Annotated in this window: 13 protein-coding genes and 1 riboswitch; of the genes, 4 read left to right on the top strand and 9 right to left on the bottom strand. The window is 40.4% G+C overall.

Annotated elements, in window-relative coordinates; genetic code table 11:
- Positions 1 to 93: 93 nt before the first annotated feature.
- The 8 genes from DBR40_RS01500 to murQ all read right to left on the bottom strand — a co-directional run bounded on the left by DBR40_RS01500 (position 94) and on the right by murQ (position 9,937).
- Positions 94 to 507 carry a tail fiber domain-containing protein gene (locus DBR40_RS01500; protein ID WP_124558042.1) on the bottom strand — a complete coding sequence of 138 codons (414 nt, stop codon included), beginning with the start codon at positions 505 to 507 and terminating at the stop codon, positions 94 to 96.
- Positions 508 to 584: 77 nt separating this feature from the next.
- A complete protein-coding gene (locus tag DBR40_RS01505; protein WP_124558043.1) occupies positions 585 to 887 on the bottom strand; it encodes a hypothetical protein in 303 nt (100 codons plus the stop codon).
- Positions 888 to 932: 45 nt separating this feature from the next.
- Positions 933 to 2,324: a pyridoxal phosphate-dependent decarboxylase family protein gene (locus tag DBR40_RS01510; protein WP_124558044.1), complete on the bottom strand. Its 1,392-nt coding sequence runs from the start codon at positions 2,322 to 2,324 to the stop codon at positions 933 to 935.
- 78 nt (positions 2,325 to 2,402) lie between these two features.
- Positions 2,403 to 3,356: a methylenetetrahydrofolate reductase [NAD(P)H] gene (gene metF / locus DBR40_RS01515; RefSeq protein ID WP_124558045.1), complete on the bottom strand. Its 954-nt coding sequence runs from the start codon at positions 3,354 to 3,356 to the stop codon at positions 2,403 to 2,405.
- A 157-nt stretch (positions 3,357 to 3,513) separates the two neighbouring features.
- Positions 3,514 to 7,215, bottom strand: a complete 3,702-nt coding sequence (gene metH / locus DBR40_RS01520; RefSeq protein ID WP_124558046.1) for a methionine synthase — start codon at positions 7,213 to 7,215, stop codon at positions 3,514 to 3,516.
- A gap of 163 nt (positions 7,216 to 7,378) precedes the next feature.
- A riboswitch (SAM riboswitch) is annotated at positions 7,379 to 7,482 on the bottom strand.
- A gap of 116 nt (positions 7,483 to 7,598) precedes the next feature.
- Positions 7,599 to 8,354: a Bax inhibitor-1 family protein gene (locus tag DBR40_RS01525; RefSeq protein WP_124558047.1), complete on the bottom strand. Its 756-nt coding sequence runs from the start codon at positions 8,352 to 8,354 to the stop codon at positions 7,599 to 7,601.
- Positions 8,355 to 8,393: 39 nt separating this feature from the next.
- Entirely contained in the window at positions 8,394 to 8,960 is a 567-nt protein-coding gene (locus DBR40_RS01530; RefSeq protein WP_124558048.1) for a hypothetical protein, read from the bottom strand.
- Between the two features lie 170 nt (positions 8,961 to 9,130).
- Entirely contained in the window at positions 9,131 to 9,937 is an 807-nt protein-coding gene (gene murQ, locus DBR40_RS01535; protein ID WP_124558049.1) for an N-acetylmuramic acid 6-phosphate etherase, read from the bottom strand.
- A 190-nt stretch (positions 9,938 to 10,127) separates the two neighbouring features.
- Here murQ and DBR40_RS01540 point away from each other — a divergent pair, with 190 nt between their 5' ends.
- The 4 genes from DBR40_RS01540 to DBR40_RS01555 all read left to right on the top strand — a co-directional run bounded on the left by DBR40_RS01540 (position 10,128) and on the right by DBR40_RS01555 (position 14,278).
- Positions 10,128 to 11,735 carry a S41 family peptidase gene (locus tag DBR40_RS01540; protein ID WP_124558050.1) on the top strand — a complete coding sequence of 536 codons (1,608 nt, stop codon included), beginning with the start codon at positions 10,128 to 10,130 and terminating at the stop codon, positions 11,733 to 11,735.
- A 153-nt stretch (positions 11,736 to 11,888) separates the two neighbouring features.
- Positions 11,889 to 13,022, top strand: coding sequence for a histidine decarboxylase (locus tag DBR40_RS01545; protein WP_124558051.1), 1,134 nt, complete (start codon positions 11,889 to 11,891; stop codon positions 13,020 to 13,022).
- Positions 13,023 to 13,101: 79 nt separating this feature from the next.
- Positions 13,102 to 13,698: a short chain dehydrogenase gene (locus DBR40_RS01550; protein WP_124558052.1), complete on the top strand. Its 597-nt coding sequence runs from the start codon at positions 13,102 to 13,104 to the stop codon at positions 13,696 to 13,698.
- 73 nt (positions 13,699 to 13,771) lie between these two features.
- Positions 13,772 to 14,278: a GNAT family N-acetyltransferase gene (locus DBR40_RS01555; RefSeq protein ID WP_124558053.1), complete on the top strand. Its 507-nt coding sequence runs from the start codon at positions 13,772 to 13,774 to the stop codon at positions 14,276 to 14,278.
- A 3-nt stretch (positions 14,279 to 14,281) separates the two neighbouring features.
- Here the strand turns inward: DBR40_RS01555 and DBR40_RS01560 are convergent, their stop codons facing one another.
- Positions 14,282 to 14,791 carry a GNAT family N-acetyltransferase gene (locus DBR40_RS01560; RefSeq protein ID WP_124558054.1) on the bottom strand — a complete coding sequence of 170 codons (510 nt, stop codon included), beginning with the start codon at positions 14,789 to 14,791 and terminating at the stop codon, positions 14,282 to 14,284.
- Between the last annotated feature and the right edge of the window lie 112 nt (positions 14,792 to 14,903).

Raw genomic sequence — 14,903 nt, forward strand, 5'->3', positions numbered from 1 at the left:
ATCCCTTTATTATTTTAATTAATTTACAGAGAGACCTTGAAATAAATTTAGGGTGACGATCTCCTTAATAGGATTACGTACCTGCCTGCATAACTATTTAGAACGCTGGCCCCTTAAAGCTTTAATTTCGCGTTTTAGTTCCTCGATCTGCTGTTGCTGCTCTTTAATACTGCCGACCAAAAGTGGCACTAAACTTTCGTAGTCGACCTTGGTAATAGTTGCAGTTTTGAAGGCGTTTTTACCCGAAGAGTAATCTTTTGCCTGTACAGAAACAATATCCGGAACAGCTTTTTTAGCATCAGAACCTACAAACCCAATTTGAGGATTGGCTGATAAGCGAAGTTTCTCGGCCCAGACCTTATCGTAATTAAAGCTTACAGGCTGCAGTTTTGTAACCTGATTTAATGCATTTTCTATAGGTTTAACGTTGTTCTGCACAACTTCCTGTGCACTGATTTTTAAAGATGCAGCGATTAAAAACACTGCCAATGAAATTGCTCGTTTCATATCTGATGATTTAATAATTTTTAAAATAGACTAAAGGTTTCACAATAATGTAAAACCAGGTAAATGCAAAAATGCAGTTAAACGGAAGGGGGTGGCGTTAAAACCTCAGGGAAGTATGCCAGGGAAAAAGAATGATTGGAAATAATTAGCTTTTTAGCCGTTAGCACCGGGAAATAAGTTTGGCCATGAAAGGCAACTTGTTCAATTGCATATTCGGTTTCTACCTTTTTTTCTTCTTTTTCGGTTGCATCATCATGCGTTGATAAAGCCTCAATGTTATCGGTAGAATAGCTTAAATACGAAACCACATGACTTACTTTTATAAAAAAAGTTAGCGCAATGCAGGTAATCAGTACGTATTTAAAAGCATAAAACTTCATGGTTGCAAATATAAGTGCTATGCTTTTAAAACAATAAATTTATGGTTAAAGTTCTGTAAGAATTTCGCACATGGCTAAAGTGGCCAGTTCAACATCTGTTGTTGTTGTTCGCCAGTTAACAAAGGCTGCACGGATTCCTTTTTTATTGTTGTAGAAAGTTGGAGTCATGAACACTTTTCCGCTTGCATTCAATTTATTTAGAAACTCCGGAACACGCTTTTCATCGGTTAAAGTAAAGCAGACCGTATTTAAGCGTACAGGGGCCAGCAATTCGAAAGCCGGATTTTCGTTAATAAAATCCGCAAATGACAAGGCCATTTCCACATTACTTTCTACAATTTCCTGATAGCCCTGTTTTCCATAACTTGTTAAGGTAAACCAGGCTGGCAAAGCTTTTAACCTGCGAGAGTTTTCGGGTAGAAAATTTAAATAACTAAAATTCTCCATCGGATTGCCCAGGTAAGCGGCATTTGAATTCTGAAACGATTTGACCTGCAACAACTGGTGGGCTTCCTTAACCAGAAAAACAGCACTTTCGTATGGCACATTTAACCATTTGTGGCAATCGACCGTAATGCTATCTGCATTTTCCCAGCCTTTTACCAAATGGCTGTATTGGGGCGAACAAGCTGCAAAACCACCAAAAGCCGCATCGATATGCCACCAGAAATTATATTTTTGCTTTAATTGACTAATGGCTTCAAAATCATCAAAATCGACTGTAGTTACCGTGCCGGCACTTGAGATTAAGATAAAAGGCTCGTCATTTAAAGCCTGTATTTTCAGTTCTAAATCGGCAACATCCAAAGCTTCGCGGTTACCTTGCATTACCTTAACGGCCGTAATATTGTTACTCCCCAAACCCAGCATGGCCAGCGATTTAACAGCCGATGAATGCGGAGTAGCCGATAAAACATTTACCTTACCCGTAATCCCTTCCCGTGCAAAATCTTTATCCTGTTGTTTACCTATCCATTGTCGTGCAACTGCCAAACAGGTAAAATTAGATAAGGTTGCACCGGTAACAAAACCTCCAAAAAACTGAGGTGGTAAATTAAAAAGAGACAATAAAAGTTGAATGGTTTCGAGCTCGATCACAGCAGAAACATCGCCATTGCCTTTTGCCGACTGGGTATTTTGATCGTAAACGGTAGCCAGCCAATCGCCGGCAATAGCAGCAGGCGTTGTGCCTCCAGTTACAAAACCCCAATAACGCGGACCTGATGATGCCACGATAATAGGTTCGAACCGCTCGTTAAATTGCTTTAAAGCACCCACAGTACCAAGGCCTTCCTCATTTAAACTATTTATCAGTTCTACAACAGCATTACTGGCCGTAGTACGTCCATGAATTTGATTTAAATAAGCCATCCCTTGTTGTTTTACTTCTGTTAAGATGCTATCGAGGTTTTGCTTGTCTTTATTTAAATGATTCATGGTCAAATACAGTTTAAGTCGTTTGGGAAACATTCAAACCTGTCAGTTTTTAAAACCTAACAGATGTTTTAAAGTCTGTTAAAAAATCGCCCTGGCAATTTCTTTGGTTTGCTCCGGTCTGCCCATGGTATAAAAATGCAGTACAGGTGCGCCGAAATCCATCAATTCTTTACACTGCTTAATCATGGCCTCGGTACCAATTTCTTTAGCCTCGGCATTGTTCTTAGCATACGATAAGGCTTCGGTTAATTCGTTTGGCAAATCGAGGTGGAAAATTTTAGGTAAAACCGTTAACTGTTTTAAGGTACTGATTGGTTTTAAACCCGGAATAATCGGCACATTGATATCATTTTCCCTGCATTTTTTAACAAAATCGAAATACTTCTGATTATCAAAAAACATCTGGGTAACAATAAACTCAGCGCCCATATCAACTTTCTTTTTCAGATATTTAAAGTCTGCATTTAAATTAGGTGCTTCGAAATGTTTCTCCGGATAGCCTGCTACACCAATACAGAAATCACTTTTGTAGGTATCGATATCTTCGTGCAAAAACTTACCATTATTATGGTCTTTAATATGCTGAATCAGATCGGTAGCATAATGGTGACCGCCTTTGGTTGGAATAAAGGAGGCTTCGGCCTGGCGGGCATCGCCACGTAGCGCCAGCACATTATCAATCCCCAAAAACTGCAAATCAATCAGTGCATTTTCAGTTTCTTCTTTAGTAAAACCACCACAAATTAAGTGTGGCACAGCATCAATCTTGTATTTATGAATAATAGCCGCACAAATGGCAATGGTACCAGGGCGTTTACGGTACGAAACCTTTTGCAATAAACCGTTTTCCTGTTCTTTATAAATGTAATCCTCACGTAAGGAAGTTACATCGATAAAGGGCGGGTTAAATTCCAGCAAAGGATCGATGGCATCGTAAACCCACTGGATGCTCTGCCCCTTCATTGGTGGCAATAATTCGAAAGAGAACAAGGTTTTACCCTTTGCGTTTTTTATATGGTCTGTAATCTTCATAACCAGTTTTTTGTTGTTATGCTGAGCGCTAACGAAGCATCTCTAACATGGGAGCAGTTATTATTCTTTTATAACTGCAAAATCAAATATATGTTCTTGCTAAGAGATCCTTGGTTACATCCGATAGTTATCGGATCAGGATGACAAAGCAACAATGTTAATAAGCTAAATTTGGACTTAACCACCGTTCCACTTCTTCAACAGGCATATGTTTTCTGATGGCATAATCTTCAATCTGATCTTTGGTAATTTTACCTAAACCAAAATATCTCGAATCGGGGTGTGCGAAATAAAAACCGCTTACGGCTGCCGTTGGATACATGGCATAGCTTTCGGTTAAGCGTAATCCGATTTTATTTTCCGCATCGAGCAAAGTAAATAAAGTTCCTTTTTCGGTATGCTCTGGGCAAGCCGGATAACCCGGTGCCGGACGTATACCTGCATATTCTTCTTTAATCAGTTCCTGATTGCTTAGATTTTCATCTTTGGCATAACCCCAGTACTCTTTACGTACACGCTCGTGCATGCGCTCAGCAAAAGCTTCAGCTAAACGATCGGCCAGTGCTTTAGCCATAATGCTATTGTAATCGTCGTGGTTAGCTTCAAATTCGTTTACTAATTCATCAATACCAATACCCGTTGTTACGGCGAAGCCACCAAAATAATCCTGAATACCGCTTTCTTTCGGTGCAATAAAATCAGACAAGGCATAATAAGGTTGTCCGTCTACTTTCTCGGCCTGCTGACGGAGGGTATGTATGGTTACCAGTTGGGAGTTTTCAGTTTTCAGTTCGGAGTTATTTACCAGCTGATTACTGCCAACTGTTAACTGAATATCGTCTCCATCTGCATTTGCTGGCCAGAAACCGATTACGCCTCTTGCCGTTAGCAATTTCTCGTCAAGGATTCTTTTTAACAAAGTTTGTGCATCATCAAAAAGCTTTTTGGCTTCGTCGCCAACGTTTTTATCGTCAAAAATTTTGGGATAACTGCCACGAAGTTCCCAGGTATGGAAAAACGGGGTCCAGTCGATATAAGGCACCAGTTCTTCTAATGGGTAATTATCAAAAACCTTCGTTCCAATAAATTCAGGAACAGGTAGGTTGGATTGGAAATCTATCTTAAATTTATTTTCTCGGGCTTCTTCCAGTGTTTTAAAGCGCTTATCCGAACGTTTGTTTAAATGTGCTTCACGCGCTTTATCGTATTCGGCTTTAATACCGGCTACATATTCATCCTTGGTATCGGGATTCATCAAAGTGCTGCAAACCGTAACACTTCTGGATGCATCCAATACGTGAATAGCCGGACCCGAATAATTTGGTGCCACCTTTACAGCAGCATGAATACGTGAGGTAGTTGCACCACCAATAATTAAAGGTATAGTAAAACCTTCGCGCTCCATTTCTTTGGCAAAGTGAACCATTTCATCCAAGGAAGGGGTGATTAAGCCACTTAAACCAATAATATCGGCATTTATTTCTTTGGCTTTTTTGATGATATCCTGTGCAGGAACCATCACACCCATATCTATAATTTCGAAGTTGTTACAAGCCAGCACCACACCCACAATGTTTTTTCCGATATCGTGCACATCGCCTTTTACCGTGGCCATTAAAACCTTACCTGCCGATGAATTCTGATCCTGATCGGGATTATCGAGTTTTTCCTGCTCAATAAAAGGCAAGAGGTATGCAACGGCTTTTTTCATTACCCTAGCCGATTTTACTACCTGAGGCAGGAACATTTTACCTGCACCAAATAAATCTCCCACAATATTCATCCCATCCATCAATGGCCCCTCAATTACCTGAATCGGGCGGGCATATTTCTGGCGGGCCTCCTCTACATCGTCATCCAGATATTCTACAATACCTTTTACCAATGAATGTGATAACCTTTCTTCAACCGATCCTTTTCTCCACTCCTCATCTTTAACAATCTCTTTCCCTTTCGATTTTACGGTATCGGCATATTCTACCAGACGCTCAGTGGCATCTTCCCTACGGTTTAACAATACATCTTCTACCCTTTCCAATAATTCGGGTGGAATTTCCTGATAAACCTCCAACATACCGGCGTTTACGATCCCCATATCTAAACCTGCCTGAATGGCGTGATAAAGAAATGCAGAGTGCATGGCTTCGCGAACCACATTGTTACCCCTGAAAGAGAACGAAATATTCGAAACCCCACCGCTTACCTTGGCATGAGGCAGATTTTCTTTGATCCAGCGGGTGGCGTTAATAAAATCGACTGCGTAATTGTTGTGTTCCTCCAGGCCGGTGGCCACGGTTAAAATATTCGGGTCGAAAATAATATCTTCTGCCGGGAAACCGATTTCGTTTACAAGAATATCGTAACTTCTTTTACAAATTTCTTTTCTGCGTTCGTAATTATCGGCCTGTCCTTGCTCATCAAAAGCCATTACCACAACCGCAGCACCATACTGCATAATTTTACGGGCACTTTCGCGGAATTTATCTTCGCCTTCTTTCAAGGAAATAGAGTTCACAATCCCCTTGCCTTGCAGGCATTTTAAGCCATTCTCAATCACGGACCATTTTGATGAATCGACCATAATGGGTAGTTTGGCAATATCAGGTTCAGAAGCAATCAGGTTCAGGAATTTGGTCATGGCTGCTTCCGAATCAAGCATCCCCTCATCCATATTCACGTCAATAACCTGCGCGCCACCTTCTACCTGCTGTAATGCAACTGCTAAAGCAGCTTCATAATCGCCACCTAAAATCAGTTTCGAGAATTTTGGCGATCCGGTAATATTAGTTCTTTCGCCTATATTTACAAAAATACTTTCTGGGGTAATGGTTACAGGCTCAAGTCCGCTTAAACGCATATGAGGTTCGAGCACAGGTAATTTTCTAGGCTCAGCTTTCCGGGCATTTTTAGCAATGCAACCAATGTGATCAGGTGTGGTACCGCAACAACCACCAACAATATTCACAAAGCCTGATGCAATAAAATCATCAACCAGGTGAGCGGTTTCGTGTGGTTGTTCATCATAAGCTCCAAACTCGTTGGGTAAACCTGCATTTGGATAAGCCGAAACATAACAACCTGCTTTTGCGGCAAGCTCTTCGATATGCGGACGCATTTCTTTAGCTCCCAATGCACAGTTAAAACCGATACTTAATGGTTTGGCATGCATTACCGAGTTTAAGAAAGCCTCCGCCGTTTGGCCCGACAATGTTCTTCCTGAAGCATCAGTAATGGTCCCCGAGATCATAATCTCGAGCTTACGACCAATTACTTCTTCGTATTTTTTAATGGCCACAATAGCCACTTTTGCATTTAGGGTATCAAAAATGGTTTCGATCAACAACACATCCGAGCCACCATCTACCAACCCACGAACCTGCTCGTAATAAGCTGCTTCTAATTCATCAAAATAAACCGCCCTAAAACCAGGATCGTTAACATTCGGCGACATAGAAAGGGTACGGTTGGTTGGGCCAATGGCACCTGCAACAAAACACTTGCGATCGGGATTAGCCGCCATAAACTCGTCGGCCGCTTCTTTGGCTACCCTTGCTCCTTCAAAACTCATTTCGTAAGAAAGGTCTTCCATTTGGTAATCGGCCATCGAAATTCGCTGTGTACTAAAGGTATTGGTTTCGATAATATCGGCACCAGCAGCCATGTACTCGAGGTGTATGGTTTTGATAATATCGGGGCGTGTAATGTTAAGCAAATCGTTATTGCCTTTTACATCACAGGGATGATCTTTAAAGCGTTCCCCTCTAAAATCCTCTTCGGTTAGGGTATATCGCTGAATCATGGTACCCATTGCACCATCAATCACCAAAATACGTTTTTCTAATTCTTCTCTAATGCTCATTGTTGTTGTTGTAGCAAGTAGCAAGTATCAAGCGTTGAAATATTGATAACTCACTTTTTATTAGGTGGCAGCAAAAAGTAAAGGCAAAATTGTCTTAATACTTCATACTTGTTTCCTAAATTAATGGCTTATCTAAAAAGTTGGTACGTGAATCGTAATCCTAAACTTATCTGTTTCCGCTATTTGCAGAATAGAATTTAGCACCTTGTGTGGCACAGGTTGCTAAGACTTCGTTGGGTCTAATCCCTCCGTCTTTCTTAATAAGCATACAAAAATGCAACAAAGCGGCATCATTTCCAAAAATTATCGCCTTGTGGCCAAATAAAATTACAAAGGCCATGCAAAACTGCACAGCCTTAAGAATATTGTTCTGTTTAAACCGTTTATTTTCTGCTTCCGAAAATGCGTAGTAAGAACAGGAAGATGTTTAAGAAATCCAGGTATAAAGATAACGCAGCTACAATCGCCATTTTCTTAGATTCAATCTGGAGAACCTGTTCTCCGCTGGCCTCAATACCTTCGCCAATTCTTTTAATCTTTTGCACATCATAAGCTGTTAATGCAGTAAATATTGCAATGCCAATAAAAGCCATAAACAAGCTGAACTGTTCGCTCTGAATAAACATATTAATTACACTGGCAATTACTAAACCAATTACCCCAACCATCAGAATCGGACCAAATTTGCTTAGATCGATATTGGTTGTATACCCCATAAATGCCATAATTCCAAATATTCCGGCTGCACCTGCAAAACAGCTTACTACCGAACCTGAAGTATATGTTAACAAGATAAAGCTTAAGCTAATTCCGGTTAATACAGAGTAAAGCATAAATACGCCTATTAAAGCAGGTAATGATAACCGGCTTAAACCAAAGCCCATTAATAAAACCAGGCCTAGCGGAGCGAACATGGCTATATAACCAAATATAGACATACTAACTTTGCCTGTTGCAGGGTTAATATTTAAAAGATACTGCATTAACTGCTCGTTGGTACCGAAAAGATAAGCAGCTACTGTAGATAAACTCAATGCAACGAACATCCATAAGAAAACGTTAGCGAAGAATTTTTTAGACACAGATTTTTCCTGTACAAAAACACTGTTGTCCTGATATTGATAATTTTGTTGTTCCATTTTAATTTTTTGCGTGTTAAATTATATAAAAATAAACATTTAGTTCAATCTTTTTGTCAGCAATTCTTCAACTTTTTTAAAGAACTGCAGTGGCTTTAATGTACGCCAAGGCAGATTATCGAAATCGCCGCCAAAGTTAATGTAATAATCGATGTTGTTATCGCGAAACTCGGCAATTACATGTTCCTGAAAATTCACACCAACAATCCAGCCATCTTCCACCTCCTGAAACCACTCTTCGTAATAGCTATCATCAGAAGCATGGAAATTGAGCACATTTTCTCCGATGAGGATAAATTTATTAATGCCTTCATCCATCATCAACTCTACCACATCCCGTTTGAGCAACATAATATCGTTGTTGATGGCATCGTTCCATTCACCGATAAACTCTATTATGGCATAACCGCGATCGTAATCGGCATACAGCACCTTCATGTACAGTGTGCTCGATCCAAATTCATCCCATTGTGGGTGAAGTAAAAAGTTATAAATCTGCTTATCGAAGTAAAGCTCAGAATATTCGGTATTATAAAACGGTGAACGTTCATCTTCAGCCGAAATATAATCATCTCGCCACTGGTAATAAGGCTCAATCTCGTGCATAGTTTTTAATTATTGAATGCGCGAATTTTGAATAAGTAAATGTTCTTAGCCCATCTCCAATTCAATCATTCTACCCTTCAGTCATTAATTTAATTTTGAATGAACGAATTTTGAATGAGTGAATGTTTAAGCCCATCTCCAATTCTGTCATTCCATCCTTCAATCATTTGTTAATGTTGTCCGGCTTCTACAGCTTTACGTACACTTCCGTAGCGGTTCAGCAACTCAGCAGCTTCTTCGTAGCCAATGTGCAGCTCATCAGCAACCATTTGTGTCCCACGATCTACCAGCTTATGATTGGTTAATTGCATATCAACCATCTTATTACCAACCACACGCCCTAACTGTACCATAACCGTAGTACTAAGCATATTTAAAACCAGTTTTTGTGCCGTTCCCGATTTCATCCTTGTAGAACCGGTAATAAACTCAGGGCCAACCACCACTTCAACAGGGAAGTCAGATTCTGCAGCAATTGGTCCGCCGGTATTGCAAACAATGCAACCCGTTAAAACGCCATGTTTACGTGCCGTATTTAAGCCCCCAATAACATAAGGAGTAGTACCTGATGCAGCCAGGCCAACCAGACAGTCTTTTTCGTTAATATTAAACTCCTGCAAATCTTCCCAGGCTTGTTCAGCATCATCCTCTGCAAATTCTACAGCCCTTCTGATAGCGGTATCTCCACCGGCAATAATGCCTACAACCCAATCAAAAGGTACACCATAGGTAGGCGGACATTCTGATGCATCTACCACACCTAAACGCCCACTGGTACCCGCTCCGATATAAAAAAGACGACCACCTTTTTTCATTCTTTCGGCAACTGCCGAAGTTAATTTTTCGATCTGAGGCAAAGATTTTTCTACAGCAAAAGCTACAGTCTTATCTTCGTTATTAATGCCCTGCAAGACTTCCAACACCGACATCTTATCGATGTGGCTGTAGTTAGATTCTTGCTCGGTAACTCTATTCATAAATTTAATTTTGATAAAATTCGGTAAATTCTTTCTAAATACACCTTTAAAAATTCAAAAATATATCTCATAAAATTCAATTCAGCCTTTGTTATGGTTAATTTATGTTAAAAATTATAAACAAAAGACAAGAAAATGCAGTTAAAAAATATATCAACCCGCTAATTTTCATAAATTTGCAGTAACGCTGATGAAAAAAAATACCCGTAATAATATACTGATCGCTATAAGCTATTCTGTAATCTTAATAGCAGGTATGTTTTTGGGCATAAAATTTATCAAAGATCAAGGCTTTGGCGTTAAAAAAAGTCCACAGCTGGCCAGCAACAGCGACGAGAAATTAAACGAAATTCTTCACATCATTAACGGCAACTACGTTGATGATATCAATACCGATTCGCTTCAAAATTTACCTATTGATAGTGTTTTACATCAGTTAGATCCGCATAGTGTTTACCTGCCGCCAACCGATGCACAGGATATGAGCGATAACCTGGAGGGAAACTTTGAGGGGGTTGGCATAGAGTATTACATGCTTAACGACACTATGATGGTTACGGGCGTTGTTAAAGACGGACCAGCATCCCAGGCGGGCATAAAATTGGGCGATAAAATCCTGAGCATTGATACTGCTGTAGTTAGCGGAAGAAATTTACCCAAAGACCAGCTAACTGGCCGCTTTAAAGGGCGTGCAGGAACTGGGTTAAGCGTGGTTTTATTACATCCGGGCTTAACACAAAGCAACCGCATTATGGTTACCCGTGGCAAGGTAAATATTAGCAGTATTGATGCGGCGTATATGATTAACAGCGAAACAGGCTACGTACGCATCAGTAAGTTTGGTGCCAATACCGATAACGATTTTGCTTCAGCGGCCAACAGCCTGAAAGCGAAAGGCATGAAAAAGCTGATCCTCGACCTGCGTGATAACGGCGGTGGCTATTTTACTGCAGCTACTGGCCTGGCCGATCAGTTTTTGCCCGAAAATAAGCTTATTGTTTATACCCAGGGCAAGCATGAGCCACGTACCGATTATTTTTCGACCGGAACCGGTGCCTTTCAAAATGGTAAGCTGGCGGTGCTGATTAACGAAAATACGGCCTCCGCAAGTGAAATTGTAGCTGGTGCGATTCAGGACTTAGGTAGGGGCATAATTGTAGGCCGTCGCTCTTTTGGTAAAGGCCTGGTACAGGAACAGTTTGCTTTTGGTGATGGTTCTGCGCTAAATCTTACCATTGCCCGCTATTACACACCATCAGGTCGCAGCATCCAAAAATCTTACAAAAAAGGTTATGATGCTTACAAACACGAACTGGATGAGCGCATGATGGATGGAGAATTAACCGGCGACCGCACTTCTTTTCAGGATTCGATTGAGAAAGCAGAAGGCGTAAATACACAGCCCGTAAAAAAAATTAAGCCAATTGGTGGTATACAACCAGATGTTTTCGTAAAACTGGACACTACCGGATACAATAAATTTTATAGTAACCTGGTGAGCAAAAAAGTACTTTCTGATTATGTATTTAATGTATTAACGAGCAGATATAGCGCAAACTTTGTAGAACAGAATATTAACATCTTTACCATTACCGATAATGATTTTAGAGATTTTATTGGTTTTATTCAACGTAAAAATGTTCCAATCGATCGTTTTCAACTGTACAATGCGAAAACAGTAATTCAAAACGACCTTAAAGCACTACTTTGCCGCTATTACTTAGGAGATGTGGGCTACTACAAAGCCTCAAACCAAACCGATAATGCGGTTAAACAGGCATTGGCCAACATGCAATAGCCGTATTTTATTTGCACTAAGATGCATTTGACTTACGGACCATAAAATACAATTTCTAAAAACAACAACAAATCAATATAATATTCTTATTTAAAACAGAATAATGATACTATATTTCGATTTTACTAATTTTGCCCATATATCCAATTCATTATGGCAACAGGCAATTTATCAGCAAAAGATCAACAAGTATTAAGTGCTTTAATAGAAAAAGTAAAAGGACAAACCGATTTATTTCTTGGTTATCCGGTTTCGAAGGATTTTGATTACCAGGAACTGGCTGAGTTTTTAAAATACCCGATGAACAACCTCGGCGATCCGTTCGTTACTTCTACTTATGGAGTAGGATCGCGTGATCTGGAGAAAGAGGTAGTGCAGTTCTTTGCCAGCCTTTTCCGTGCGCCCGAAGATAACTGGTGGGGCTATGTAACCAACGGAGGTTCGGAAGGCAATTTATATGGCTTGTACCTTGCCCGTGAGCTTCATCCAAAAGGTATGGTTTATTATTCTGAAGCCACCCATTACAGTGTTCAAAAAAACCTGCATTTGCTTAATATGTCAAATATCGTAATCCGTACACAAGAGAGCGGCGAAATTGATTATGATGACCTGGAGTACACCATCCGGATGAACCGTCATATGCCCGTTATTATTATGGCCAACATTGGCACCACGATGACCGAAGCCCGCGACGATGTAGCTAAAATTAAAGCAATTTTAAAAAAACTGGCCATCCAGCATTATTATATCCATGCCGACGCAGCACTTTCGGGCACCTACAGCGCCCTGATCGAGCCACGCCCTGCATTTGATTTTCAAGACGGAGCAGATAGTATTGCCATTAGCGGCCATAAATTTTTCGGTTCGCCAATGCCATGCGGTGTAGTAATTGCAAAAAAATCGAACCGCGACCGTATTGCACGTTCTGTGGCCTACATTGGCAGTGTCGATACCACCATTACAGGTTCGAGAAATGGGCACAGTCCGCTATTCTTGTGGCACACCATTAAACGCCTGGGACTGGAAGGCTTAAAAGAACGTGCCATGCACAGTTTAGAAACTGCAGCATACACTGAATTAAAACTTAAAGAAATGGGCATTGAGGCGTGGCGCAACACCAATGCCATCACCGTAAACTTTCCTGCGCCATCACAAGCGATCTGCAAAAAATGGCAGTTGGCGGCTGAACAGGGAAACTCACATATCATCTGTATGCCAAATGTAACCAAAGCACATATCGATCTGTTTATAACCGATTTAAAGGCCGAAATAATTTTGCAAGATTAACAGGATACAAACTTTTAAATGACCTTAATGTTTAATAACAACGTTAACTTAGTATTACAAAACCTTTAAACATAAAAGCATGAAAATAATAGTTATAGGTGCAACCGGAACTTTAGGCAAAAAAGTTAGCGATGCCTTTGCCCAAAAACATGAAGTGATACGCGTAGGTAATACAAGGGGCGATGTGCAGGTTGATATTACCAGCGAAGCATCGATTAAAACCATGTTCGAAAAAACAGGACCTTTTGATGCGTTAATCAGCACCACTGGTAAAGGCCCTTTTGCGCCCATTAAAGAAATGACAGGCGAAACTTTTAAAAAAGGCTTACTGGATAAATTATTGGGCCAGGTTAACCTGGTACTCATAGGGCAGCACTACATTAATAAAGGAGGCTCGTTTACACTAACATCGGGCATATTGGCCGATCATCCTGTAGCAGCCGGCGCCGCATTAAGCGCAGTAAACGGTGGTTTAAATTCGTTTGTAATTGCAGCAGCTCCCGAGCTCGAAAACGGCGTACGCCTCAATGCCGTTAGTCCAAATGTAGTTGAAGATTCGCCGGCCTATTTCGATTCGTTTCCGGGCGAAATACCCGTAAGCATGGATAAAGTAGTAAAGGCTTTCGAAAAAAGTGTATTAGGCATTGTTACCGGGCAGGTAATAAAAGTTTATTAACATAAGCTTGTTCTGAAAAACCTGGATTTTAATGGCTAAAGCATTATATTGAGCCCAATTAACCAGCTCAAATATGATAGAAACACCACGCCTCATTTTAAAGCCGCTAACACATAACCAACTATTAAAATACATTAAAGACGACCACTCGCTAGAAAAAGAATTTCACCTACTGCCAACTAAGAAAAACATTGCCCCCGAACTACAAGAAGCATTACAGCAAACCATTTTACCTAACGTTTTCGATAAAGACAAAGATTACCTTTACCACACGCTCTGGACTATTATTTCGAAACCCGACAACCGCATGGTGGGTGATATTTGTTTTGTAGGTGAGCCCGATCCAAACGGAGAAATCGAAATCGGATATGGCACTTATGAAGAATTTAGAGGTAAGGGCTTTATGACCGAGGCTGTTGGCCGGATATTGGAATGGGCTAAAGAACAACCAAAAGTGCGATCAGTTTTTGCCGCAACCACCAAAGATACTGTGGCTTCTTACTCTATATTAGAAAAAAACGGTTTTATCCATATCGGTGAAGTGGACGATATGTTAAGCTGGAAAATTGAGCTGAAGTAAGGCTTACACTACAATTTCAAATAAGCTTAAGCTAATTCCTTCGTAATGTTTGGGCAAGCCATCTGTTTTTTGCATGGTTACCACACCAACATATTCGAAACCACAGCCCGTGTAATACTCCAAAAGCTTTTCGTTATCAGCCCAGGTATCCATCCTGATATATTTTAGGCCATTACCTAAACTGTATTGCGTAGCCCACTTAATAATTTCCTTTACAAAAGCATAGCCCCTAAAATTTGGATGGGTTACAATCCGGTGGATATAAATGGCATTATGATCGCGCTCACCCCAAATCAGTTTATCGTTAAAGGTTACGGCAAAAACGCAGGCTATTTCGCCGCCTACCAGAATTTTATACTGACGGTTTTCAGCAATCTCGGTTTGCACCAGTTCGCGGCTAAAACCTTGCCAATGCTTGTTAAAAACTTTCTTTTGGTGCGCAATAGCCATATCGTAAAAATCGAAAATGATGTCGATATCAGTGGGCTGGCTATTTAATACTTCGATTTGCATAAAGCAAAGTTAATTTTTTACCACAGATAAAAAGGATGAACACAGATTTAAACACCTCAAATCTTAACCATATAGGAAATGTAAGCTTAAATGTTCTGATATGACTGATATG

The sequence above is a fragment of the Pedobacter sp. KBW01 genome, from assembly GCF_003852395.1.
Taxonomy (GTDB): domain Bacteria; phylum Bacteroidota; class Bacteroidia; order Sphingobacteriales; family Sphingobacteriaceae; genus Pedobacter.